Source organism: Nocardia tengchongensis (assembly GCF_054781395.1).
Genome location: NZ_BAAGUM010000005.1, coordinates 206,491 through 229,332 on the forward strand (window position 1 = coordinate 206,491; position 22,842 = coordinate 229,332).

The window sequence follows — 22,842 nt, forward strand, 5'->3', positions numbered from 1 at the left end:
GCCGATTTCTTTTTCGAAGCTTTCAGGCAGCGGCGGATTCGCCGCGGTGGACCGGTTTCGGCGCGTGCATCGGCTCGATGGTCGAAGGCGCTGCGGGAGCGTCGGATTCGATCAGGTCGAGCAACAGCCAGCCGTCGGTGGTCCAGCCGCCGTGGATATCGGTGCACACCAGGCGTCCACCCGGCACGAACGGATCGTCGACGAATCCCTCGGCGGCGCCGTCCAATTCGAGCGCCAGCGCCGAACCGCCCAGGTACACCCGCCCCGAATGTCCCGGCGGCACCAGTCGCAGCCTGTCGTCCAGCACCAGCAGTCGTGCACCCGGAATCGGCCGCACCCGGCCGGAACCGTCCAGCGGTCCCCGGGCTGCCACGCCCGCGTATTCCGCTGTGGTGAAGGCGAATCCGGTGCAGGATCCCGGCGCCAGTTCGTGCAGCAGTGCGGACAGCGCTGCCGGGCAGTCGTTTCCGAACACGTCCCAGCGGCGCACACTGGGCAGCGCGGGGGAGGGCAGGAAGGCCAGTCGCGCGAGGGTGTCCGCCTCGGCGACCACGTGCGTCGCGGCGCTGAGCGCGATGAGTTCGGCCAGGGCGCCCGCGTCGATCCGCTGCGGGGCGGTGGCCAGCACCAGGGTCGCGCCGTCGGCGAGGGCGGCCAGTAGTTCCACCGCGGCGTCGGTGGTGTCCCAGTGGGTGGCCAGCAGCCGGGAGTCGGGCGAACCGTAGGCGCGGTCGATGGTGCACGCACGCTGGTCGGCGGCCACGGCGCGGCGGTCGTCGGCGGCCGCGGCCACCGCGACCGGCTTCAGGCCGGTGCCCGCGGGGCCCAGTTCGGTCAATACCGCGCCGAATTCGGCGGCACTGGCGATGTCGCAGAGGATGCGGGCCAGATCGTCGAGGGTGGGTCCGGCGGTGCCGGTGACGCCGCCGTCGAGGCGTTCGTACAGTTCGGCGTAGGTGAGGATGTGGTCGCCGCAGCGGACGGCGGTGCGCAGGGACGGCACGCGGCGGCCGCACTCGATCAGCATCGAGACCGACGGCACGTCGTAAAGTTCGACGCCATTGGCCCATTCGTCCGCGAGGCGGTGACGCTCCACGGCGGACAAAGTTTCCCGCACCGCACGCTCCATCGTTCCAAACCCCCGGGTAAAAACTTATGCAACCCTAACCTAACGGATGAAGGGCACGATCGGCCACCCCTTCGGGGATCGAATCGGTGACAACGGTCTCCAACTCCGAAAAAATTAGGCTAGGCTCACCTACCGCTCGGCCGATATGGGCGGGCACGGCAGACAGGAGAGTCACGATGAAGTCGGGATCGATCACCGCCCGGGCCGCGCTGGCGGCGGTCGCCAGCCTGCTCGCGCTCGGGCTCACGGCCTGCGGATCCAGCTCGGACGACACCGCCGGCGGCGGCGAGCCGGTCACCATCACCCACGCCCAGGGTCAGACCACGGTCAACGGGACGCCCACACGGATCGTCGCCCTCGGCAACCAGTGGCTCGACACCACCCAGGCGCTCGGCGTCACCCCCGTCGGCTACATCGACAACATCGCGGTGCTCAGCAAGGGCGCGCCGCCGTGGGAGCCGGCCGCGCTGTCGCAGTCCAAGGCGCTGTCCACCACCGGCAGTCTCGCCGAACAGGTGGCCGCGCTGAACCCGGACCTGATCCTCGCCGACTCCTTCATCGCCGACGCCAAGACCTACGCCGACCTGTCCAAGGTCGCGCCCACCCTGCCGGGCCTGAGCAAGGAAGCCGTCACCCCGTGGGCCGACCAGGTGCACGCGCTCGGGCAGGTGCTGCACAAGACCGCGGCCGCCGACAAGCTCGTCGCCGACCTCAACGGCCGCATCGACGGTATCGCGCAACGCAATCCGGGCCTGAAGGGCAAGACCTTCATCAGCTCCTGGCTGGCCGGCCCCACACAGCTGATGGCCCTCACCGACCCCAAGGACGGTTCCAGCCGCCTGTTCACCCAGCTCGGCATGACCATCCCGCAGCGCCTGGTGGACCAGGGCGGAACCGGCGGCCGCCTGGCGCTCTCGCCCGAACGCCTCGACGAACTGAACTCCGACCTGCTGCTGGCCGGCTACTCGCCGGGCCTGGACGAGAAGTACCGCGCCCTGCCGGGATTCAACGACCTGCCCGCGGTCAAGAAGAACGCCGCGGTCTTCCTCACCGTCCAGGAGATCAGCGCCGTCAACCAGCCCACCCCGCTGGCCCTGCCCTACCTGCTCGACAAGCTCGAACCGGCGCTGACCGCCGCCGCCAAATGACCCGCGCCGACCACCGCTACGCCCTGCGCACCGGCGTCACCTGCCTCACCGTCCCCGGCGGCGCGGTCCTGCTGAACCCGCCGCACAACGAGAAGCTGACCGGCCTGACCGCACCGCAGAGCGCCGCATTGAAAACGCTCAACCGCGGTCCGGCGACGGTCACGGAGCTGGGCGCCGAATCCGATTCGGTCGCACCGCTGCTCGACCGGCTGACCGATGCGGGCTGGCTGCAGGTCACCGTCCGCGACGGCGACCGCGACCTCTACACGCTGCGCCCCTTCGCCACCCCGCCCGCCCGGACCGCGGGCGGCCCGGCGGCGCGTCCCCTCTCGAAATTCACGGTCATCCACCGTGATTCGGAGGGCCTGGTGCTCGAACACCCCGCCTCCTGGTGCGACCTGCGCATCCACGATCCGCGCCTGCTGGCGCTGGCCGCCGGGGCGGATGCCGCCGAACTCGGCCTCCCCGAGCACCTTTCGTCGCAGCTGGCCGCCGATCTGGCCTGGGGCGGCTTCACCGCCGACCCCGCCGCCGAATCCGGCGACTTCACCACCCGCAGCTGGAGCGCCCCGGATCTCTGGTTCCATCGCCGCAGCACGCTCGGCTCCCGCACCGTCACCTGGGACGGATTCGGCCCGACGAAATGGGCGAAAGACGAGTTCCCGCAGCTCCCGGCGCAGCGCCCGGCCTACCCCGGCGCCCCGATCGCCCTCCCGGTCCCGGACCTCGAATCCCTGCGTACGGGTGACCCGAGCCTGACCGCCGTCCTCGAGGACCGCCGCTCCTGCCGCGCCTTCGACGACGCCCACCCGGTCACCCTCGACCGACTGGCGGAGCTGCTCTACCGCACCGCGCGCACCCGCGCCGTCGAGTCGACCCCCGACGGCGACGAACTCCCCTCCCGCCCTTACCCTTCCGGCGGCAGCGTGCACGAACTGGAGCTCTACCCGGTGGCCCGCAATGTCGAGGGCCTGGCCCCCGGCATGTACCACTACGACTCCTTCGAGCATGTCCTGCGCCCGGTCGCCGACGCCGATTCCCCCGCGGTCCAGCGCCTGCTGCGCACCACCACCGCGACCCTGGCCGACGCCGCCGAACCGCAACTGCTCCTGTTGATCTCGGCCCGGGCGGGCCGGATCATGTGGTCCTACGAGTCCGTCGCCTACGCCAACACCCTCAAACACGTGGGCGTCCTCATGCAGACCCTCTACCTGGCCGCCACCGCCATGGGCCTGGGCGCGGTCGCGCAGGGCTTCTCCGACACCGCCGCCTTCACCACCGCGACCGGCGTCGACGAACTGGAGGAATGCAACGTGGGCAGCATCGTCATCGGGACTCCCGCCGGCTGACCCGATTGTCGGACCCGGCTGGGAGGATGCACCCATGACGGTGACCGGGGATCAGGTGCGGGCGGCGGCTCTTTCGCTGGCCCGCACCACCGAGCAGTTCGAATGGCAGATGCCCGCCTTCCGGGTGGCGGGCAAACTGTTCCTGACGCTCCCCGAGCACGAGACCTCGATGGCCGTGCGGTGCCCCATCGCCGACCGTGACGAACTGGTCCAGGCGGAGCCGGACAAGTTCTGGATCGCTCCGCACGAAGCGGGCAACGCCTGGGTCCGCGTCCGCCTGGCCGCCCTGGACGACCTCGACGAGCTGGAGGCCATCGTCGCCGACTCCTGGCGGCAGGCCGCGCCGCGCGAATTGGTGGATCCGGCTTGAGCCGCCGGACCCACCCGCGTCGGCCGGGTCAGAAGGTGACGCGCTTGTCCTCGGCGAGGAAGAGTTTGTCCTCGGGCTTGACCCCGAAGGTGCCGTAGAACTCCGGCAGGTTGCGGACGACCTCGTTGCAGCGGAATTCGTCGGGGGAGTGCGGGTCGGAGAGTCCTTCGGCGGTGAGTTCCGGAGTCTGCTTCGACCGCCAGCCGCGCGCCCACGACAAGAACATGGACTGGAAGTCCGGATTGTCGTTGCCGGCGCGCTTTTCGGCGAGCCGGTACGCGGCCAACGCGATCTGGAACCCACGCAGGTCGGCCAGGTTCTCACCGAGGGTGAGTTTGCCGTTGACCGTGTTCTGCGGCGAAACCCCTTCGGGGACGAGGCCGTCGTATTGGGCGACCACCTTCGCCGCCCGGGCTTCGAAGGCGGCCTTGTCCTCCGGTGTCCACCAATCCCGCAGATTGCCGTCGCCGTCGTATTTGCGGCCCTGATCGTCGAAGCCGTGCCCGATCTCGTGGCCGATGGTCGCACCCACCGCACCGAAGTTCACGGCGAGCTGCGCGTCGGAGTCGAAGTACGGCGGCTGTAGATACGCCGCGGGGAAGACGATCTCATTGTTCGGCGGCGAGTAGTACGCGTTGACGGTCTGCGGGCTCATGCCCCATTCGGACTTGTCGACCGGCCCACCGAGCCGATCCCAGTCCTTCTTGTTGTTGAAAGCGTTGATGGCGAGCAGGGATTGGACGAGTTGGCCGCGGGTGATCGTGAGCTTCGAGTAGTCGTCCCACTTGTCGGGGTACCCGATCTTGACCCGCATCTTGTCCAGCTTGGCCAGGGCCGCGTCCCGCGTGGGCTGCGTCATCCAGCTCGAGGTGCGGAAATTCTCGCGGTAGGCGGCCAGCAGATCGTCCACCATCCGCTTGACCTCGTCCTTGGACGAGGCCGGGAAGTGCTTGTCCACGTACAGCTTTCCCATGGATTCGGGAAGCGAGGAATTGACCAGGTTGACCCCGTACTTCCAGCGTTCCTGGCGCTCTTGTTGGCCGCGCATGACCCGCCCGGCGAATTGGAAGTAGGCGTCGTTGATCGCGATCGGCAAGTAGGGGGCGTAGGCGCGGACCACCGACAGCTTCAGGTAGTCCCGCCAGATCGCGATATCGGTGTCGGCCCAGATCTGCCCCGCCGCGGTGATGTAGGACGGTTGCGCGACCACCACTTCCGCGAACAGGTCCTTGGGTCGATCGGTGCAGCCCGCCAGCCACGGCTCGAAGTCGAATCCCTTACCGAGCTCGGTCAATTGCGCCCAGGTCATGCGGTTGTAGGAGGCGTCGGCGTCGCGCCGCCGGACCTTGTCCCAGAACACGGCCGCGATGCGAGTCTCCAGGTCGAGCATTCGCTGCGCCATCCCGGCCGGATCTGCGAACCCCGCGCCCTTGGCGATCGACTCCAGGTACACCCGGTAGGCCGCCAGCTTGTCGGCGTACTGCGGCTTGCTGTAGTAGTCCTCCTCCAGCCCGATACCGGACTGCGAGATCCCCGGGATGTAGACGTTGGAGTTCTTGCGATCGATGCTCACACCGATCCCGATCAGCCCGCCGATCGGCAACGCGCCCATCACCTTCGCGAGGTCGGGCTTGGTCGCGGTCTTGTCGATCTGATCGAACAACCCCTGCAGCGGTGTCATCCCGAGCTTCTCGACGGTGTCCCAGTCGACGCGCGCGTCGTACAGATCCCGGATCTTCTGCGCGTCCGAACCCGGCTTCGGGTCCTTGATCCCGTCGATGATCTCCCGCAGCTGGTTCAGCGTGCGCTCATTGGCCTCGCTGATCGCGCCGAACGCCGGCTTGTCCGGCGGCAGCTGGTATTCCTTCAGCCACTTGCCGTTGACGTGCCGGTACAGATCGTCCTGCACGCGCACCGCGTCGTCGACTCCCGCGAGATCCGGTCCGGTCAGGGCTTTCGGTGTCGAATCAGTACCGCAGGCGGCGAGCGCGGCCGCGGCGGGCACCAGCCCGAGGGCGATCAGGAATGCACGGCGATCCAAGCGCGCCGAACCCGACGATGTCACAGGCACTACCTCTCGTGAAGCTGCGATACCGACGCGAGGCTACCGGGGATGGCAGCCTCGCGCGGGGCGTCGCCGCCGCAGCGCGTGACGCGCGGGTTCAGAGCGTGACGCGCTGATCCGGCGGCAGGTATTCCTTGTCGCCTTCCTTCACGTCGTAGGTGCTGTAGAACTCGCCCAGATTCCGCACCACCTGGTTGCAGCGGAATTCGGCCGGGGAATGCGGATCGGTGGCCAGTAGCTGCTCGAGTTGCTGGTCGGTCATCTTGGTCCGCCAGGTCCGGCCCCAGGATTCGAACATCGGCTTGTAGTCCGGCGCCGCGGTGCCGTTGCGCTGCTGTGCCATTCGGAAGGCGGCCAGCGAGATCTCCAGTCCGCGCAGGTCGGCCAGGTTCTCGCCGACCGTGAGCTCGCCGTTCACATGCTGGTCGGCGGGCAGGCCCTCCGGTACCAGCGCGTTGTACTGCTTGATGAGCTGGTCGGTCTTGGCCTGGAACGCCGCCTTGTCCGCGGGCGTCCACCAGTCCTTCAGATTGCCGTCGCCGTCGTATTTCGAGCCCTGGTCGTCGAATCCGTGCCCGATCTCGTGTCCGATGACCGCGCCGCCCGCGCCGTAGTTCACGGCGGGCGCGGCGTCGGGGTCGAAGAACGGCGGCTGCAGGAACGCGGCCGGGAAGACGATCTCGTTGCCGCTGGGGTTGTAGTAGGCGTTCACCGTCTGCGGCGGCATGCCCCACTCCGACTTGTCCACCGGCGTCCCCAGCCGGTCGAACATCCGGTTGGCCTCGAAAGTCTGGGAGGCGCGCAGGGATTCGACGAGCTTGCCGCGGGTGATGGTGAGCTTGCCGTAGTCCTCCCACTTGTCGGGGTAGCCGATCTTCGCGTTGATCTTCTCGAGCTTGGCGATGGCCGCCTCCCGGGTGGGCGGCGACATCCACGTCGAATTCTTGAAGTTGTCCCGGTAGGCCGCCCGCAGATCGTCCACCATCTCGAGCGCCCGCTTCTTGGCCTCGGGCGGGAAGTGCTTGTCCACGTACTGTTTTCCGAGCGCCTCGCCGACGACCTCGTTGACCGTGGACACCGCCGCCTTCCACAGCTCCGGCCGCTGCTGCAACCCCGCCATCTCCTTGCCGAAGAAGTCGAAGTTGGGGTCGGCGATGGCAGCGGGCAGGTAGGCGGCGAAGCCGCGCACCAGCGCCAGCTTCAAATACTCACGCCAGGCCGCGATGTCGACGTCGGCCCACAGCTGCGCGGCCCCCGTGACGAACGACGGCTCGCCCACGTCGACCTTGCCGAACAGCTCCTTGGAGCGATCGGTGTTGCCGGAAAGCCAGGGATCCCAATCGAATTGCGGACCCAGCGCGGTCAGTTCGGCCCAGGTCTTCAGGTTGTAGGTGGCATCGGTGTCGCGCAGTTTCACATTGTCCCAATGGAATCCGGCGATCCGCTGCTCCAGGTCCACCACCCGGTCGGCCATGGCGGTGGGGTCCGGGAAGCCGGCCCCGGCGGCGATGCGCTGCATGTAGGTCCGGTACTTGGCGAGCTTGTCGGCGTTCTCGGGCTTGCGGTAGTACTGCTCGTCGAGTCCGAGCCCCGACTGGCTGACCGACGGCAGATAGGCGTTGGAGTCCTTGGGGTCGGGCCCCACCCCCAGTCCGATCAATCCCACCCCGGGCAGCCCGCCCATGACCTTCGCCAGCTCGGGCTTGGTCGCGGCCTTGTCGATCTGGTCGAAGAGGTCCCGCAGCGGCGTGATGCCGAGCTTCTCGATCGCGGCCTTGTCGATGCGCGCGTCGTAGAGGTCGCGGACGCGCTGCGCGTCGGATCCGCCCTGGGGGTCGTGGATGCCCTCGATGATCTCCTTGAGCTGCAGTTCCACCCGTTCCTGCACCTCGTCGAAGGTTCCGAAGGACACCTTGTCCGGTGGCAGCTGGTATTCGCGCAGCCATTTCCCGTTGACGAATCGGTAGAGGTCGTCCTGCGGGCGGATCGCCGGATCCGAGCCGGACATGTCCGGTCCGATCAGCTGGGTCGGCTTGCCCGTCTTGGCGTCGTTCTTGTTGCAGGAGGCCAGCACGGCCGCGGCGGGCACCAGACCCAGCGCGAGCAGGAAGTGCCGGCGGTCGAGAGCAGGACGCTCGGAGGTCAACGCGAATCTCCTCTACGGGACGATCGGAATTGCTCGAACCTTGCTCGCGCCGACGCTAGTGGAACCTCCTGTGGATCCCCTGAATCCGCGCGCGGCTGTGTGTCCGGATCCGTGCCGGTGTGCGCCCGGCCACCCTGATTTGGGCTGGACCTGGGGCTTCGCTACACTTGACCGGTTGCCTGCGGGAGCTCTGCCCCGCGCTTCGGCCGCGAACCCACAGTGGTTGATCTCCAGTCTGGTGAAAAACCGCTGGCAGGCGTGCGTTTGAAGGGCAACTGACCATGCCCGTCGGGTCGGCAATCCGGCGTGCATTTCGTCCAGGTCTAGGAGGAGCTGAAGTGATTCAGCAGGAGTCGCGGCTGCGCGTCGCCGACAACACGGGTGCGAAGGAAATCCTCTGCATCCGCGTGCTCGGTGGCTCGTCGCGCCGCTATGCCGGCATCGGCGACATCATCGTCGCCACTGTCAAGGACGCCATCCCCGGTGGCAACGTGAAGAAGGGCGAGGTCGTCAAGGCCGTCGTCGTTCGCACCACCAAGGAGCGTCGCCGTCCGGATGGCTCGTACATCCGTTTCGACGAGAACGCTGCGGTGCTGATCAAGGCGGACAACGATCCGCGTGGCACCCGCATCTTCGGCCCGGTCGGCCGTGAGCTGCGTGAGAAGCGCTTCATGAAGATCGTCTCGCTCGCCCCGGAGGTGCTGTAACCATGAAGGTGCACAAGGGCGACACGGTCATCGTGGTCTCGGGCAAGGACAAGGGCGCCAAGGGTAAGGTCATCCAGGCCTTCCCGGCGACCGGCAAGGTCCTGGTCGAGGGCGTGAACCGGATCAAGAAGCACGTCGCGGATTCCGCGAACCAGCGTGGCGCCAGCTCGGGCGGCATCGTCACTCAGGAAGCGCCGATCCAGGCCTCCAACGTGATGGTCGTCGACTCCGACGGCAAGCCGACCCGCGTGGGCTACCGCACCGATGAGAACGGCAAGCGGGTCCGCATCTCCCGTCGCAACGGGAAGGACATCTGAGATGACTTCTACCGAGAACAAGGTTCAGCCCCGCCTGAAGACCCGCTACCGCGAGGAAATCAAGCCGGCTCTGAACAACGAGTTCAACTACGCCAACGTGATGCAGATCCCGGGCGTCGTGAAGGTCGTCGTGAACATGGGTGTCGGCGACGCCGCCCGTGACGCGAAGCTGATCAACGGTGCGGTCGCCGACCTCACCCTGATCACCGGCCAGAAGCCCGAGATCCGCAAGGCCACCAAGTCCATCGCGCAGTTCAAGCTGCGTGAGGGCATGCCGATCGGCGCGAAGGTCACCCTGCGCGGCGACCGGATGTGGGAGTTCCTGGACCGTCTGATCTCGATCGCGCTGCCGCGTATCCGCGACTTCCGCGGTCTCTCGCCCAAGCAGTTCGACGGCCACGGCAACTACACCTTCGGCCTCTCGGAGCAGTCCATGTTCCACGAGATCGACGTCGACAAGATCGACCGTCCCCGTGGTATGGACATCACCGTGGTGACCACCGCGACCAACAACGAAGAAGGCCGCGCCCTGCTGAAGGCCCTCGGCTTCCCGTTCAAGGAGAACTGATCCATGGCTAAGAAGGCTCTGATCAACAAGGCCAACGCCAAGCCGAAGTTCGCGGTGCGCGCCTACACCCGTTGCCAGCGCTGCGGTCGTCCGCACGCTGTCTACCGCAAGTTCGGCCTGTGCCGCGTGTGCCTGCGCGAGATGGCCCACCGCGGCGAGCTCCCGGGCGTCCACAAGTCGTCCTGGTGAGCCGCAGCTCCTCGTGAGCTGACAACTCCACACCCGAAGGCCCCCACCGTGATTCGTCCCGGTGGGGGCCTTCGGCTATTGGTCCCGCGAACAGTTGTCTTGTGGGGCAGGAGGTTCGGCGCAACGTAGCTGCTCCCCGACCAGTTGACCCCTTACTCACCTGCCAGTGATCACGGCTGGGCGGTGACCCACGCCGTTACGGCGTCGAGGAACTCCGGGCCGCCCGTGACGTATCCGCCGATGGTTGCACCGATCACCGCACCCACGGGAATGCTGAGCCCCCACAACAGGAACACGCACGCCCCGAGGAGGCCGCCCACAATGGCACCGGTGACGACGCCGGGCAGGTTTTTGTCGATCTGTTCCTTCAGGCGGTCGTAGGAGCTGATGTTCTTCAGTTGCGCAGTATCTTCCGCCGTTGGGGTCGGTGTCAGCGTCAAGGTGCGGCCGTCCGCACCGATGTGCTGCACGAGCGGAATCGAACGCCCGTCGACGGCGAACCGTTGCGGCATTTCGGTCCTCGCCGCTCCGTTGCCGGACTCGAGCACCACCGCGCCATTCCGCGTCATCTCGAACTTGCCATTCTGAACGGTGGTCGTAATGACCTTGTCGACTGGCGAAATGGTGATCTGGTAGCCGATTTCATGATCCAGACCGGAAATGATGTCCGCCGCAGCCGGCTGCTCGGCGACGGCCGGCTCTGCATGGGCGGTTGCCGCAGTAATTCCCACGGCCGAGATGGCCATGAAAACGACAGCGGTGATCTTCTCGAACTGCACTCTTCGAATCCCTCCACTCAGCTGCCCCTGATGGGGCGGACCGCACCAGACCTTAGGCGTCGAATTCGCCGGTGTGTGGTACGCCACACGCAGTGGAGCACCTTACTCGCAGGCGGTGTCCGGAAATACTGAACTGCTCGGATTTGGTCGTTGCCGCGCGTGGCGCACCAAATGTGACGATTTATCCGAAAAGAGTGGTTACGGGTCGGGTTTCGGATGTGCTGGGGAGTGGTGCCTTTTTCGGCGCGACTTTTCGCCTGGCCGGACATCCCGTGGTCGGACGCTAAACTCGGTTCGCCAACCCACCGCGAAATACGTGGCCGCAGCCGCAGAATTCCTGGGGTTTCCCGGAATTGCCTGGATTTGCGGCTGACCCGGACTGATTTCTGCACGGCTGGGTGGTTGGCGTTGGCTCCCGGTGCGATTCGATCTCGACTTGCTGAAAGGTCTTGTCCTCGTGGGTGTTGGAGACCCGTACTCGATCAAGTCCCCTGAGCGTCGCCCCCGAAGTTCGCTGAATGATGTGTGGGGTGTTGTCGCGACGGTGATCGTCGCCGTACTCGCGGTCACGGTGGCCTCTGCTTCGGGCGTTGCGGGCGCTGAACCGGGAGATCCGTTGGCGCGCTTTCATCAGCAGCATCTCGACTGGCGTACATGCGAGGATGCGGCCCTGACGGCGGAGGGCGCGGCCTGCACGGATGTCACCGTGCCACTCGATTACGGCAGGCCGGACGGGACGAGCATCACCATTGCGGTCTCGCGGATCCCGGCCCACGACGTGGCACACCGTCGCGGTGTGCTGCTGACCAACTCGGGCGGACCGGGCACGCCTGGGCTCGATGCGTTCGATCTCGTCGGTGATGTCCTCGAACCGGATGTGCTGAGCCGCTATGACCTGATCGGATTCGACCCGCGGGGAGTCGCCCGTTCCGGGCGGCACCAGCGGTGCGGATGGCCGGTCGCCAGCTCGATCCGCTCGGCCGGTGTCGGGTTTCCCGGATTCGTCGCCGAAACAGTCCTGCAGGCACAGCTGGCCGCCGATTGCCTGGTGGGCGATCGGGACTGGATGCGGCAGCTCAGCACTCGCAACACCGCCCGCGACATGGACGTGATCCGTGCCGCACTGAGTGAGGACCGCATCAGCTATTACGGCGTGTCATACGGGACCTATCTGGGTGCGGTCTACGCCCAGCTGTTCCCCGATCGATCCGATCGCATGGTGCTCGACAGTGTCATCGATCCGCGGCGCTACTGGCTGGGGTTACAGCAGGACTGGGGGCCGGCGGTGGAAGCGGCCTTCGACGACTGGGCCGACTGGGCCGCCGCTCGTGACCAGCAGTACCACCTCGGCGACTCCGCGACCGCGGTACGTCGTGGAGTCGAGGACCTGATCGACCGTGCGTCGCTGTCGCCGATCGTGGTCGAGGGCTTCGGTTTCGACGCTCATCTCCTGCCGAACCTGCTGTGGACGATGTTGCGGGACGCGCGATTGAACGAGGCTCTGGCGTCATCGGTACGGGCCGTCGCCGACGCGGCCGACGGACGCACGCCGCAGGTGCCCCCACAGCTGCACCAGCAGATCGAGGCCGAGAAGCAAGGTGAAGATTCGGTTATGGTGCAGATCTGGTGTGCGGACGCACCGATGCCCGCCGACCCCGCCTGGTATTGGAACGCGATCCAGGCGGCACGTCCGAGCCAGCCGATCTTCGCCGCACTGGCCAACAATATTCAACCCTGCGCATTCTGGTCACCGCCCCCGGAACCGCCCACCGTGGTCGACAACGCCGTGCCCGCACTGATCCTGCAGGCCACCGGCGACAACCGGACGCCCTACCCCCATGCCGTAGCACTCCATCAGCAAATGTCGGGGTCACGCTTGATCACCTTGACCGACACCAGGATCCACATGGTGCTGCGCCCGGGGCTGAGCACCTGCATCCTCGACACCACCAACCGCTACTTCGGCGATGGAACCTTCCCGGCGGAAGACCGCACCTGCGCGCCCACCACACCACTCGAGTAAGCACGTATATCCGGGCCATACAGCACGATTCGCGTCCGAGTGCGGCGATGGGGGCCGGTCTCCTGCCACCGGTGCGATTGGCGTTGTGCCGCAGGCGGTCACAGGCCGGCGGCTACCTCCTGCAGCTGCGCCATCCCGATCGGCGCGAATTCCGCCATCCCCGAGGCCGCCATACCGTCCCGATCCGCAACGGACTGGAACACCGACAGCGAGGTCACCCGCGTCTTGCCGTCTTCCTCGGACGAGGCGAACCAGTCGAATTGATCGCTTCAGCTGCCGCCGCTGGGGAGATGCCCGCCGAATCCGCCGCGCAACACCCGACCGCCGGACGTGGGGACGCCGCGGTCGAGGACGCGGCCGGCGGTGGGCCGGATGAAGCTGCCCAGGGTCAGGCCCACGACCGCGCCGACGGCGGGGTAGATCAGCGCCGAGGAATGATGCAGCCAGAAGCGTGAATACGTGTCCTCGTCGGTGTCGCACAGGTCATCGTCGACCCGGACGTTGGTTTCCGGATCCACGCAGATCGCCACATCGGTCGGTTCGGTATCCGCGGAGGTGGTGGTCGGGGCCGTGGTGGTCGGGGGCGGTGCGGTGGTCGTCGGCCGCAGGGTCGTGAGGGCGGTCGGCGGCAGGGAGGTGCTCGGGGCCGCACGCTCGGAGGGGGCGGCGACGCACCCACTCGATACCAACGCGGCCGCCACCGTCGCCGGTAGCAGATATGACACCCGCAGTGAGCGCTTGCGCGGTCCGGTGGTGGTCCCCATCTTTCCGGGCATGAGCCGGTCCTTCCCCCCATGGTCAGACCGGGGAGCCTAGCAGTGCCGGGCGGGAGCGCAGCGATTCCGGCCGACACCGGCTCGGCGATGACCGATTGCCCGGCCGATTCGAATCGGACATCGGTGCGGCTACTTTCGATCCGCCCGAGACTCGACCGTAAGGCCCCCATCGAGATTCGTCTCGGTGGGGGCCTCCGGCGTTCAGGTCCCCGTTGACCCGCACGATTCGGGGACGACCTGACCCTCCCCTCCAATGACGGCCAGGGCGCCACCGAGGGTCAATCCTGTCAATCGGCCGATCCCAGGAGCAAGATCAGGAGCTATCCCAACCTGGTGGTAGCGTCGAGCGCTCTACCCCCGGTGTGGGGGAGCTCGATCACGCACGGCCGCAAAGGGTTCACACATGCACTTCGGCACCGAGGTAGACGTCGAAATGCCCACGCTGGCGGCGTTCGTGAAGCGCCTGCGGCTGCGTCGCGCCTGGACCCAGCGCGAGTTCGCGCAGCACGCCCATCTCGGTATCGGCACCGTGCAGAAGCTCGAGCAGGGCGACAAGGTCAGTGTGGGGGATCGCGCGTTGTCGGCGCTGGCCGACGCCGTCTGCGACAACGAGCACGAGCGGGAGCATTTGCGGGCGTTGGGCGGTCGCCCCGGTTTCGCGCTGGGCGGGGCCGCCTCGGCCGCCGACATGTCGGCGCTGCTCGACCAGCTCACCTCGATTCCCGCTGCGTGGGTGGTGGATTGGGGCGTGGTCGCCGCGAACGACCGTAATCGCCGACTGATGCCCGGTATCGCCGAGGCGCCGAGCATCGCCCACTGGCTGTTCGGGGACCCGCGTTCGCGAATGACGCTGCCGGACTGGCAGACCGAGGCCGCGTACATGGTGGGCATCCTGCGTCATTACTACGTCGCCGCACCGAGTGTCGGAGCCACCGACGACACCGCGGTCACCGCGCGCATCGTCCGTGAGCTGGCGGCCCGCCACCCGGACTTCCGCCGCTTCTGGGCCACCGGCGACGTCTACGTCCGCCGCCCCGAGAGCGATCGCCGGGTCTGGACACCGGCGGACGCCACGATGACGGTCTGGCGCGAATCCCTGATCCCGGCCGCCTCGGGCTGGCTGGCCATGTGTTTCCCGTGCGGCGAGGAAAGCTGAAAGACGCCGCGGCGGTTGGCCGTTGGCGCACCGGCACGCTAGCGTGACGATTCGTCGGAAATGACGGTTCTAATCGGGGGTGGGTTCCGTATGCGCTGGGTGATGGCCGTGGCGGCGGTGTTGTTGGCTCTGTTCACAACCGGCTGTGGGCTGATCGATGGTTCCGCGAACAATGTCTCGCAGGGCGACTGCCTGAAGAAGAGCGGCGACGAAGGCTTCGACAAGGTGTCGTGCTCTTCGTCGGACGCCGGTTTCGTCGTGCTCGACCGTGCGGGGAGCGACAAGCCGCACAACCGGTGCGTGGACGTGCCGGGTACCGAGTACGTATATACGGACAAGGGCAGCGGCTCGATCTGTGTCGGTATCAAGGGCGCCGACCCGGCGCGCGCGGCGAACGCTGCTCAGAAGGGTGACTGCCTCACCGACACCAAGGGCGGCGCCGTGCAGAAGGCGCCGTGCACCGACCCGACCGCCGTCTACCGCGTCCTGGCCCGCCCCGACGGTTCCGAGTTCATGACGGATTCGGCGTGCAAGAACGTCGCGGGCACCCAGACCACCTACAGCTACCTGCTCAAGGCCAAGAAGGGCATCGGCGCGTTCGGCACCGGCATCGTATTCTGTTTGATCGCAAAGGATTCCGACGCGACCCGCACGATCGACAACGCGAAGGTCGGCGACTGCCTGAAGAAGACCGGCGCCAACGACGTCGAGATCACCGGCTGCACCGCCCCCGACGCCAAGTACAAGATCCTGAGCTCCGTCTTCGACAAGTCCCTCTGCGACCGCGTCGCGGGTTCCATCGCCAGCTACTCCTATCAGCAGGCCGGCGAGATCATGCCGAAGGTCTACTGCCTCGGTTCGCCGCACTGAATCCGGGTGTGACCTGGACCTCGATTTGGTCGCTGATCAGGGGGTGTCTACACTAGACCGGTTGCTCGGGCACAGCTGTGTCCGCACGCGTCCTCGCGTGTGGCCGTTGCTCCGCAGCACAAGCGAATCATCCGGTCGGGCTTTCCCGGCTGGACCGCCCCGAATTGTCGTAGGCCCACGACCGCCGATCTCAGACGGTGCTGAATGGGAACCGCGGCAGGAAGGTACCGGTCAAACACATGACCATGACTGATCCCATCGCAGACTTCTTGACCCGTCTGCGCAACGCCAACTCGGCGTACCACGATCAGGTGAAGGCGCCGCACTCGAAGCTCAAGGTGAACATCGCCGAGATCCTCAAGCGCGAGGGCTACATCGCCGACTTCCGCGTCGAAGATGCGCCCGTCGGCAAGAACCTGATCGTCGACCTGAAGTACGGCCCGAGCCGTGAGCGCTCCCTCCAGGGTGTGCGCCGCGTGTCGAAGCCGGGCCTCCGGGTTTACGCGAAGTCCACCAACCTGCCCAAGGTGCTCGGCGGCCTGGGCGTGGCGATCATCTCCACGTCCTCGGGTCTTCTCACCGACCGTCAGGCCAAGCAGCAAGGCGTGGGCGGCGAAGTCCTCGCCTACGTCTGGTAAGGGAGGTAGGAACAATGTCGCGTATCGGTAAGAAGCCGATCCCGGTTCCCGCCGGCGTCGAGGTGACCATCGACGGCCAGAACGTGTCGGTCAAGGGTTCCAAGGGCACCCTGTCCCACGTTGTCGCCGAGCCGATCACCGTCGTCAAGGCGGAGTCCGGTGAGCTCGAGGTCGTTCGTCCGAACGACGAGCGTCAGAACCGCTCGCTGCACGGCCTGACCCGCACCCTGATCAACAACATGATCGAGGGCGTGACCAAGGGTTACGAGAAGAAGATGGAAATCTTCGGCGTCGGTTACCGCGTGCAGGCCAAGGGCTCGAACCTCGAGTTCGCCCTGGGCTACAGCCACCCGGTTCCGGTCGACGCCCCCGAGGGCATCACCTTCGCGGTGGAGTCCCCGACCAAGTTCTCGGTGTCCGGCATCGACAAGCAGAAGGTCGGCCAGATCGCCGCGGTGATCCACGGCCTGCGTAAGCCCGATCCGTACAAGGGCAAGGGCATCCGCTACGCCGGCGAGGTCGTTCGCCGCAAGGTCGGAAAGACGGGTAAGTAAGCCATGGCACAAACCGAAAAGCAGAAGGCCGCTCGTAAGCCGATCGGCAAGGACGCCTCGACCTCGCGCCGCCTGTCGAAGACGCGTCGTCACTTCCGTCTGCGCAAGAAGGTCGTCGGCACCACCGAGCGTCCGCGCCTGGTGGTCAACCGCTCCGCGCGCCACCTGCACGCCCAGCTGATCGACGATTCGGCCGGCAAGACCATTGCCGCCGCGTCGACCATCGAGGCCGATGTGCGTGCGTTCGAGGGTGACAAGTCCGCCAAGGGCGCCAAGGTCGGCGAGCTCATCGCCGCCCGCGCCAAGGCTGCCGGCGTCGAGGCGGTCGTGTTCGACCGTGGTGGTCACGACTACCACGGCCGTATCGCGGCTCTCGCCGACGCCGCCCGTGAAGGTGGGCTGAAGTTCTGATGATCAACACTGCGAATGAAGGGAACGTCTGATGCCGGGACGTCAGCGGCGTGACGGCGGAAACAACGGTCCCGCCGGACAGAACAGTGGCACTGGAGACAACCGCGATCAGCGTGGTGGCGGCCGTGGCCGTCGCGACGACAATCGTCGGGACAATGCCGCCGAGAAGAACCAGCTCGAGCGCGTCGTCGCGATCAACCGCGTCTCCAAGGTCGTGAAGGGTGGTCGTCGCTTCAGCTTCACCGCCCTCGTGATCGTCGGTGACGGCAACGGTCTCGTCGGCGTCGGCTACGGCAAGGCCAAGGAAGTTCCTGCGGCCATTCAGAAGGGTGTCGAGGAAGCTCGCAAGAACTTCTTCCGCGTTCCGATGATCGGCTCCACGGTCACCCACCCGGTTCAGGGTGAGGCGGCTGCCGGTGTCGTCATGCTGCGTCCGGCTTCGCCCGGTACCGGTGTGATCGCCGGTGGCGCGTGCCGTGCCGTCCTCGAATGCGCGGGCATCCATGATGTTCTGGCGAAGTCGCTCGGTAGCGACAACGCCATCAACGTCGTGCACGCCACCGTTGCGGCTCTCAAGATGCTGCAGCGTCCCGAAGAGGTTGCCGCTCGCCGCGGTCTGCCGATCGAGGACGTCGCCCCGGCCGGCATGCTGCGTGCGCGCGCGGGACAGGGAGCCTGACATGGCACAGCTGAAAGTGACCCAGATCAAGTCCAGCATCGGCGGCAAGGCTAATCAGCGCGAGTCGCTGCGCACCCTCGGGCTGCGCGGGATCCGCAAGTCCGTGGTGCGCGAGGACAACCCGCAGAACCGTGGCCTGATCAACGTCGTGCGCCACCTCGTTCAGGTTGAGGAGGTCTAAGCATGACCATCAAGTTGCACCACCTGCGTCCTGCCCCGGGTGCCAAGACCGAGAAGACCCGTGTGGGTCGCGGTGAGGGTTCCAAGGGTAAGACCGCGGGCCGCGGTACCAAGGGTACGAAGGCTCGCAAGAATGTCCCCGTCCGCTTCGAGGGCGGTCAGATGCCGATTCACATGCGTCTGCCCAAGCTCAAGGGCTTCACCAACCCGTTCCGTACCGAGTACCAGGTCGTGAACGTCGGTGACATCGCCCGCGTGTTCCCTCAGGGCGGAACCATCGGCAAGGCTGAGCTGGTCGCCAACGGCCTCGTTCGCAAGAACGAGCTCGTGAAGGTGCTCGGCGAGGGCGAAATCGGTGTGGCCGTGCAGGTTTCGGCCGACAAGTTCTCCGGCTCCGCCAAGGAGAAGATCGCCGCAGCGGGTGGCACTGCCACCGAGCTGGCCTGACGGTAACCTGAAGTAGCAATGGCACCGGGCGAGTCGCGAGCTCGCCCGGTGTCGCTGTTAAAGTTCAAGTTGTTGTCTGCCAACACCGTCATGGTTCTCGGCGTTCTCTTCGCTGAATCCGTGGCCTGACCTATGTCGTTAGCCAGGAGGATCTGTGCTTTCCGCCTTCGTGTCGGCTTTCCGGACCCCGGACTTACGGCGGAAGATTCTCTTCACGCTGGGACTGATCGCGCTCTACCGGCTAGGTGCGTCACTGCCTTCGCCGGGCGTCAGTTACAAGAACGTTCAAGAGTGCGTCAATCTGGTCAACGGTGGTGATTCCGCCGGTATCTACCAGCTGATCAACCTCTTCTCCGGCGGCGCGCTGTTGCAGCTGTCCGTGTTTGCGATCGGCATCATGCCGTACATCACGGCCAGCATCATCATCCAGCTGTTGACCGTCGTGATTCCGCGGTTCGAGGAACTGCGAAAAGAGGGTCAAGCGGGTCAGAACAAGATGACCCAGTACACCCGCTATCTGTCTGTTGCCCTGGCGATCCTGCAGTCGACCGGTCTGGTCGCGCTCGCCTCCCGTGGCCAGCTGCTGCGGGGCTGCCCCAAGGACATTCTCGACGACACCTCCATCTTCGGCATGATCATCATCGTGCTGGTCATGACCGCGGGCGCGGCCCTGGTCATGTGGTTCGGCGAGCAGATCACCGAGCGCGGTGTCGGCAACGGCATGTCGCTGCTGATCTTCGCGGGTATCGCCGCCCGCATCCCCTCCGAGGGCAAGATGATCTGGGACTCGCGCGGCGTGGGCATCTTCGCCCTGGTCTGCGCGGCGGCCCTGGTGGTCATCGTCGGCGTCATCTTCGTCGAGCAGGGCCAGCGCCGGATTCCGGTGCAGTACGCCAAGCGCGTGGTCGGCCGCAAGATGTACGGCGGTTCCTCGACCTATCTTCCGTTGAAGGTGAACCAGGCGGGTGTCATCCCGGTCATCTTCGCGTCCTCGCTGCTGTACCTGCCGAACCTGCTGGCGCAGTTGACCCAGAAGAACACGGGTAATCCGGCCAAGTGGCAGGAGCTGATCCAGAAGTATCTGGTGAACCCGAGCAACCCGGTCTACGTGGGCATCTACTTCGCCCTGATCGTGTTCTTCACCTACTTCTACGTCGCGATCACCTTCAATCCGGAGGAGCGCGCGGACGAGATGAAGAAGTTCGGCGGCTTCATCCCGGGCTACCGCCCGGGCAAGCCGACCGCCGATTACCTGAACTACGTCCTGAGCCGGATCACCCTCCCCGGCTCGATCTACCTCGGTGCTGTCGCTGTTCTGCCGAACTTGCTCCTCGGGATCGGGGCCTCGGGCGGTGTGACCAACCTGCCGTTCGGTGGTACCGCGGTGCTGATCATTGTGAGCGTCGGCCTCGATACCGTGAAACAAATCGAGAGCCAGTTGATGAACCGAAACTACGAAGGGTTCCTGAAGTGAGACTCGTACTGCTCGGACCGCCGGGCGCCGGCAAAGGCACCCAGGCCGAACTGTTGTCGGAAAAGCTCGGTGTTCCGCACATCTCCACCGGAGCCCTGTTTCGCACGAACATCGATGAGCAGACCGCGCTCGGCCAGGAAGCGCAGCGCTACATCAGCGCCGGCGATCTGGTCCCGTCGGACGTGACCAACCGCATGGTCGAGGCTCGCATCGCCGAGCCGGACGCCGCCAACGGCTTCATCCTGGACGGCTACCCGCGCACCGTGGATCAGGCCGAGGCGCTGGAGAAGATGCTGAAGGGCGCCGGCAAGGAGCTCGACGCGGTGCTGTCCTTCGTGGTCGACGAGGACGTGGTGGTCGAGCGCATGCTGGCCCGCGGCCGTGGCGACGACACCGAAGAGGTCATCCGCAACCGCATGCGTGTCTACCGCGAGGAGACCGAGCCGCTGCTGGTGCACTACGACGGCCAGGTCGTGTCGGTCGAGGGCGTCGGCGAGATCGAAGAGGTCAACGCGAACGCGCTCAAGGCCCTGGGTCGCTGAATGGTCTTCGGCCGTAAGAGCAAGAAGGTGGTGCCCTTCCGCACCGCCGGTGAACTTGACGCCATGGCGGCGGCCGGCGCTATCGTCGGCCGCGCCCTGGTGGCGGTGCGCGCTGCCGCGAAGCCCGGGGTCTCGACCCTGGAGCTGGACGAGGTGGCCGAGCAGGTCATCCGTGAGGCCAACGCGATCCCGTCGTTCAAGGGCTACCACGGTTTCCCGGGTTCGATCTGCTCGTCGGTGAACGACCGCGTGGTGCACGGCATCCCGTCCAAGGACGACATCCTGTCCGAGGGCGATCTGGTCTCCATCGACTGCGGCGCCATCCTCGACGGCTGGCACGGCGACTCGGCGTGGACCTTCGGCGTCGGCACCATCATCGAGGCGGACCGTCTGCTCAGCGAGGCGACCAAGTTGTCGATGGAGGCCGGCATCGCCGCCATGCTTCCCGGCAACCGCCTCTCGGATGTCTCGTACGCCATCGAGCAGGGCACCTACGCCGCCGAGAAGGAGCACGGCCGCAAGTACGGCATCGTCTCCGGGTACGGCGGTCACGCCATCGGCCGCGAGATGCACATGGATCCCTTCCTGCCCAATGAGGGAGCTCCCGGCAAGGGTCCCGAACTCCGTGTCGGTTCCGTGCTGGCGATCGAGCCCATGCTCACCCTCGGCACCACGGAAACCCATACGCTGGACGACGATTGGACCGTCGTCACCGATGACGGCACTCGCTCCGCCCACTGGGAGCACACGGTCGCGGTCACCGAGAACGGTCCCCGCATCCTGACTCTCCGCCCGGAGTAACCCTCCGCCGCAACAGCTTCCGCACCCGCTCCGGTCTCGCCGGGGCGGGTGCGGTCGTTTGCGCGTCCGGGCCGGCGCGACCCCGGGTGGCCGCCTTCACCCTGCTGCTGGGCGGTATCGGCCTGGTCGCCGCCTCGGTCACCCCGGCGCGCGGAAGCTGACCCGCCGGGCGTGGTTCCCGCGAGTCCGCGCCCGCTGCTGGTTCGATGGAGGTCATGGCCGACAAGGTTGTCCTCATCACCGGAACGTCCACCGGAATCGGGCTGGCGGTCGCCGCGGCGGCGGTGCGGGCGGGGTACAAAACCGTCGCGACCCTGCGTAATCCGGGCAAGGCCGGTCCGGCCCGGGGGACCGGGGCCGATGTGCGGCAGCTGGACGTCACGGATTCCGCCTCCATCACCGACTGCCTGGCCGGCGTGGTCGCCGACTACGGCCGCCTCGACGCCGTGGTCAACAACGCCGGCATTTCGGTGCTGGGGACCGTGGAGCACCTGCCGATGGATGACATCCGCCGATCCATGGAGGTCAACTTCTTCGGCGTGGTCGAGGTGACCAAGGCCGCCATGCCGCACCTGCGCGCGTCGAAGGGGCGCGTGGTGACGGTGACGAGCGTTGGCGGCGCGGTCGGCCAGCCCTTCAACGAGGCGTACTGTGCGGCGAAATTCGCGGTCGAAGGTTTCATGCAGAGCCTGGAGCCGGTGGCCGCGACCGTCGGCGTCGGTGTCAGTGTCATCGAACCCGGCGCGGTGACAACGGAATTCGTCAACAACGCCCGTGTGGACATTCCGGCTGCCATCGACGCTGCCGGTCCGTACGCGCCCGCGCTGCAGGCATACATCAATCGGACCCGCGGGGCGTACAGCACCGCGCAGACCGCCGATCAGGTCGCCGAGGTGGTCATGCAGGCGCTCACCGCTTACCCGGTCGTCTTCCGTTGGCAGACCTCGGATTTCGCCCGGTCCTTCGTTGCCGACAGTCTCTCGGATCTCGACGGCTCGATCGTGGCGGGCTTGACCTCGCGCTGGGTCCGCTGACCCGGTTCAGCTTTCGAGTAGCAGGGTGACGGGCCCGTCGTTGACGAGTTCGACCCGCATGTGCGCGCCGAACCGCCCGGTGGCGACGGTCGCGCCGAGTTCGCGCAGGGCGGCGGCGAAGGCGTCCACCAGGGGCTCGGCGACCGCGCCGGGGGCTGCCGCGTTCCACGACGGCCTGCGGCCCTTGGTGGTGTCGGCGTACAGCGTGAACTGGCTGATGACCAGGATGGGTGCGGACAGGTCGGCGGCGGAGCGTTCCCCGTCCAGGATCCGCAAGCGGAACAGCTTGTCCGCCAGCGCCTTCGCGATGCCTTCGGTGTCGGTGTGGGTCGCGCCCACCAGCGCCACCAATCCGTGTGGCGTGCCGTGCGCGGCCGGATCGATCCGCCCGACCACCTCGTCGTCCACACTGACCTGAGCCGACGTGACCCGCTGCACGAGTATCCGCATGAGCATCGATCTTCGCAGATGGGCCGCGTGCCGCCCGCGC

At 66.7% G+C, this 22,842-nt stretch carries 26 protein-coding genes; 20 read left to right on the forward strand and 6 right to left on the reverse strand.

The window, feature by feature from the left end; translation table 11 throughout:
- Positions 1-22: 22 nt before the first annotated feature.
- Positions 23-1,117 carry an AMP-binding protein gene (locus ACYVKL_RS09610; RefSeq protein ID WP_379168466.1) on the reverse strand — a complete coding sequence of 365 codons (1,095 nt, stop codon included), beginning with the start codon at positions 1,115-1,117 and terminating at the stop codon, positions 23-25.
- Positions 1,118-1,305: 188 nt separating this feature from the next.
- On the opposite strand from ACYVKL_RS09610, the gene ACYVKL_RS09615 reads away from it, so the two are divergent.
- Genes ACYVKL_RS09615 through ACYVKL_RS09625 form a run of 3 tightly spaced genes read left to right on the forward strand, consistent with a single transcriptional unit; the run spans position 1,306 to position 3,996 of the window.
- The gene (locus ACYVKL_RS09615) at positions 1,306-2,277 is read left to right on the forward strand and encodes an ABC transporter substrate-binding protein (RefSeq protein WP_379168468.1); all 972 of its coding nucleotides are present in this window, start codon (positions 1,306-1,308) and stop codon (positions 2,275-2,277) included.
- Positions 2,274-3,626 carry a SagB family peptide dehydrogenase gene (locus tag ACYVKL_RS09620; protein WP_379168471.1) on the forward strand — a complete coding sequence of 451 codons (1,353 nt, stop codon included), beginning with the start codon at positions 2,274-2,276 and terminating at the stop codon, positions 3,624-3,626. The genes ACYVKL_RS09615 and ACYVKL_RS09620 overlap by 4 nt, the downstream gene beginning before the upstream one ends.
- A 34-nt stretch (positions 3,627-3,660) precedes the next feature.
- Positions 3,661-3,996 (forward strand): MmcQ/YjbR family DNA-binding protein, encoded by a 336-nt coding sequence (locus tag ACYVKL_RS09625; RefSeq protein ID WP_379168473.1) that lies wholly within the window; start codon positions 3,661-3,663, stop codon positions 3,994-3,996.
- Between the two features lie 28 nt (positions 3,997-4,024).
- Here ACYVKL_RS09625 and ACYVKL_RS09630 read toward each other — a convergent pair whose 3' ends face one another.
- Positions 4,025-6,037, reverse strand: a complete 2,013-nt coding sequence (locus ACYVKL_RS09630; RefSeq protein WP_460771648.1) for a M13 family metallopeptidase — start codon at positions 6,035-6,037, stop codon at positions 4,025-4,027.
- A gap of 121 nt (positions 6,038-6,158) precedes the next feature.
- Positions 6,159-8,207 (reverse strand): M13 family metallopeptidase, encoded by a 2,049-nt coding sequence (locus ACYVKL_RS09635; RefSeq protein ID WP_379168477.1) that lies wholly within the window; start codon positions 8,205-8,207, stop codon positions 6,159-6,161.
- A 338-nt stretch (positions 8,208-8,545) separates the two neighbouring features.
- Between ACYVKL_RS09635 and rplN the strand changes: the two genes are divergently transcribed.
- Genes rplN through ACYVKL_RS09655 form a run of 4 tightly spaced genes read left to right on the forward strand, consistent with a single transcriptional unit; the run spans position 8,546 to position 9,988 of the window.
- Positions 8,546-8,914 (forward strand): 50S ribosomal protein L14, encoded by a 369-nt coding sequence (rplN, locus tag ACYVKL_RS09640; protein WP_213558044.1) that lies wholly within the window; start codon positions 8,546-8,548, stop codon positions 8,912-8,914.
- A 2-nt stretch (positions 8,915-8,916) separates the two neighbouring features.
- Positions 8,917-9,231, forward strand: a complete 315-nt coding sequence (gene rplX, locus ACYVKL_RS09645) for a 50S ribosomal protein L24 (RefSeq protein ID WP_213558043.1) — start codon at positions 8,917-8,919, stop codon at positions 9,229-9,231.
- Between the two features lies 1 nt (position 9,232).
- Positions 9,233-9,799: a 50S ribosomal protein L5 gene (gene rplE / locus ACYVKL_RS09650; protein WP_040855261.1), complete on the forward strand. Its 567-nt coding sequence runs from the start codon at positions 9,233-9,235 to the stop codon at positions 9,797-9,799.
- Between the two features lie 3 nt (positions 9,800-9,802).
- A complete protein-coding gene (locus ACYVKL_RS09655) occupies positions 9,803-9,988 on the forward strand; it encodes a type Z 30S ribosomal protein S14 (protein WP_029923637.1) in 186 nt (61 codons plus the stop codon).
- Between the two features lie 170 nt (positions 9,989-10,158).
- Here the strand turns inward: ACYVKL_RS09655 and ACYVKL_RS09660 are convergent, their stop codons facing one another.
- Entirely contained in the window at positions 10,159-10,767 is a 609-nt protein-coding gene (locus ACYVKL_RS09660; protein ID WP_379168480.1) for a DUF8020 domain-containing protein, read from the reverse strand.
- A gap of 616 nt (positions 10,768-11,383) precedes the next feature.
- Here ACYVKL_RS09660 and ACYVKL_RS09665 point away from each other — a divergent pair.
- Positions 11,384-12,790 (forward strand): alpha/beta fold hydrolase, encoded by a 1,407-nt coding sequence (locus ACYVKL_RS09665; RefSeq protein WP_379168481.1) that lies wholly within the window; start codon positions 11,384-11,386, stop codon positions 12,788-12,790.
- 269 nt (positions 12,791-13,059) lie between these two features.
- Here the strand turns inward: ACYVKL_RS09665 and ACYVKL_RS09670 are convergent, their stop codons facing one another.
- The gene (locus tag ACYVKL_RS09670) at positions 13,060-13,566 is read right to left on the reverse strand and encodes a hypothetical protein (RefSeq protein WP_379168483.1); all 507 of its coding nucleotides are present in this window, start codon (positions 13,564-13,566) and stop codon (positions 13,060-13,062) included.
- Between the two features lie 403 nt (positions 13,567-13,969).
- On the opposite strand from ACYVKL_RS09670, the gene ACYVKL_RS09675 reads away from it, so the two are divergent.
- From ACYVKL_RS09675 to ACYVKL_RS09730, 12 genes are all read left to right on the forward strand, one after another.
- The gene (locus tag ACYVKL_RS09675) at positions 13,970-14,722 is read left to right on the forward strand and encodes a helix-turn-helix transcriptional regulator (protein WP_379168485.1); all 753 of its coding nucleotides are present in this window, start codon (positions 13,970-13,972) and stop codon (positions 14,720-14,722) included.
- 90 nt (positions 14,723-14,812) lie between these two features.
- Positions 14,813-15,592 (forward strand): LppU/SCO3897 family protein, encoded by a 780-nt coding sequence (locus ACYVKL_RS09680; protein ID WP_460771654.1) that lies wholly within the window; start codon positions 14,813-14,815, stop codon positions 15,590-15,592.
- Positions 15,593-15,831: 239 nt separating this feature from the next.
- Entirely contained in the window at positions 15,832-16,230 is a 399-nt protein-coding gene (rpsH, locus tag ACYVKL_RS09685) for a 30S ribosomal protein S8 (protein WP_213558035.1), read from the forward strand.
- 14 nt (positions 16,231-16,244) lie between these two features.
- Positions 16,245-16,784: a 50S ribosomal protein L6 gene (gene rplF, locus ACYVKL_RS09690; RefSeq protein ID WP_213558034.1), complete on the forward strand. Its 540-nt coding sequence runs from the start codon at positions 16,245-16,247 to the stop codon at positions 16,782-16,784.
- Positions 16,785-16,787: 3 nt separating this feature from the next.
- On the forward strand, positions 16,788-17,195 hold the full coding sequence (gene rplR / locus ACYVKL_RS09695) for a 50S ribosomal protein L18 (protein ID WP_213558033.1): 408 nt from the start codon (positions 16,788-16,790) through the stop codon (positions 17,193-17,195).
- A 31-nt stretch (positions 17,196-17,226) separates the two neighbouring features.
- Positions 17,227-17,874 carry a 30S ribosomal protein S5 gene (gene rpsE, locus ACYVKL_RS09700; RefSeq protein ID WP_213558032.1) on the forward strand — a complete coding sequence of 216 codons (648 nt, stop codon included), beginning with the start codon at positions 17,227-17,229 and terminating at the stop codon, positions 17,872-17,874.
- Position 17,875: 1 nt separating this feature from the next.
- A complete protein-coding gene (gene rpmD / locus ACYVKL_RS09705) occupies positions 17,876-18,055 on the forward strand; it encodes a 50S ribosomal protein L30 (RefSeq protein ID WP_213558031.1) in 180 nt (59 codons plus the stop codon).
- 2 nt (positions 18,056-18,057) lie between these two features.
- The gene (gene rplO / locus ACYVKL_RS09710; protein ID WP_213558030.1) at positions 18,058-18,501 is read left to right on the forward strand and encodes a 50S ribosomal protein L15; all 444 of its coding nucleotides are present in this window, start codon (positions 18,058-18,060) and stop codon (positions 18,499-18,501) included.
- A 154-nt stretch (positions 18,502-18,655) separates the two neighbouring features.
- Positions 18,656-19,975, forward strand: a complete 1,320-nt coding sequence (gene secY / locus ACYVKL_RS09715; RefSeq protein ID WP_379168491.1) for a preprotein translocase subunit SecY — start codon at positions 18,656-18,658, stop codon at positions 19,973-19,975.
- Positions 19,972-20,517 carry an adenylate kinase gene (locus ACYVKL_RS09720; RefSeq protein ID WP_379168493.1) on the forward strand — a complete coding sequence of 182 codons (546 nt, stop codon included), beginning with the start codon at positions 19,972-19,974 and terminating at the stop codon, positions 20,515-20,517. Before secY ends, ACYVKL_RS09720 begins: the two co-directional genes overlap by 4 nt.
- Positions 20,518-21,318, forward strand: coding sequence for a type I methionyl aminopeptidase (map, locus tag ACYVKL_RS09725; RefSeq protein ID WP_379168495.1), 801 nt, complete (start codon positions 20,518-20,520; stop codon positions 21,316-21,318). It abuts the gene before it with no gap.
- Between the two features lie 215 nt (positions 21,319-21,533).
- A complete protein-coding gene (locus ACYVKL_RS09730; protein ID WP_379168496.1) occupies positions 21,534-22,352 on the forward strand; it encodes an SDR family NAD(P)-dependent oxidoreductase in 819 nt (272 codons plus the stop codon).
- 6 nt (positions 22,353-22,358) lie between these two features.
- On the opposite strand, the gene dtd is transcribed toward ACYVKL_RS09730, so the two are convergent.
- On the reverse strand, positions 22,359-22,802 hold the full coding sequence (dtd, locus tag ACYVKL_RS09735; RefSeq protein ID WP_379168498.1) for a D-aminoacyl-tRNA deacylase: 444 nt from the start codon (positions 22,800-22,802) through the stop codon (positions 22,359-22,361).
- Positions 22,803-22,842: the final 40 nt, after the last annotated feature.

Coding starts and splice junctions, on each gene's coding strand:
- rplR (WP_213558033.1), top strand. CDS start 16,788: ATGGCACAAACCGAAAAGCAGAAGGCCGCTCGTAAGCCGATCGGCAAG.
- ACYVKL_RS09675 (WP_379168485.1), top strand. CDS start 13,970: ATGCACTTCGGCACCGAGGTAGACGTCGAAATGCCCACGCTGGCGGCG.
- ACYVKL_RS09625 (WP_379168473.1), top strand. CDS start 3,661: ATGACGGTGACCGGGGATCAGGTGCGGGCGGCGGCTCTTTCGCTGGCC.
- rplE (WP_040855261.1), top strand. CDS start 9,233: ATGACTTCTACCGAGAACAAGGTTCAGCCCCGCCTGAAGACCCGCTAC.
- ACYVKL_RS09670 (WP_379168483.1), bottom strand. CDS start 13,566: ATGCCCGGAAAGATGGGGACCACCACCGGACCGCGCAAGCGCTCACTG.
- dtd (WP_379168498.1), bottom strand. CDS start 22,802: ATGCGGATACTCGTGCAGCGGGTCACGTCGGCTCAGGTCAGTGTGGAC.
- ACYVKL_RS09620 (WP_379168471.1), top strand. CDS start 2,274: ATGACCCGCGCCGACCACCGCTACGCCCTGCGCACCGGCGTCACCTGC.
- rplF (WP_213558034.1), top strand. CDS start 16,245: ATGTCGCGTATCGGTAAGAAGCCGATCCCGGTTCCCGCCGGCGTCGAG.
- ACYVKL_RS09730 (WP_379168496.1), top strand. CDS start 21,534: ATGGCCGACAAGGTTGTCCTCATCACCGGAACGTCCACCGGAATCGGG.
- ACYVKL_RS09680 (WP_460771654.1), top strand. CDS start 14,813: ATGCGCTGGGTGATGGCCGTGGCGGCGGTGTTGTTGGCTCTGTTCACA.
- rpsH (WP_213558035.1), top strand. CDS start 15,832: ATGACCATGACTGATCCCATCGCAGACTTCTTGACCCGTCTGCGCAAC.
- rpmD (WP_213558031.1), top strand. CDS start 17,876: ATGGCACAGCTGAAAGTGACCCAGATCAAGTCCAGCATCGGCGGCAAG.
- rpsE (WP_213558032.1), top strand. CDS start 17,227: ATGCCGGGACGTCAGCGGCGTGACGGCGGAAACAACGGTCCCGCCGGA.
- ACYVKL_RS09655 (WP_029923637.1), top strand. CDS start 9,803: ATGGCTAAGAAGGCTCTGATCAACAAGGCCAACGCCAAGCCGAAGTTC.
- map (WP_379168495.1), top strand. CDS start 20,518: ATGGTCTTCGGCCGTAAGAGCAAGAAGGTGGTGCCCTTCCGCACCGCC.
- ACYVKL_RS09615 (WP_379168468.1), top strand. CDS start 1,306: ATGAAGTCGGGATCGATCACCGCCCGGGCCGCGCTGGCGGCGGTCGCC.
- rplX (WP_213558043.1), top strand. CDS start 8,917: ATGAAGGTGCACAAGGGCGACACGGTCATCGTGGTCTCGGGCAAGGAC.
- rplO (WP_213558030.1), top strand. CDS start 18,058: ATGACCATCAAGTTGCACCACCTGCGTCCTGCCCCGGGTGCCAAGACC.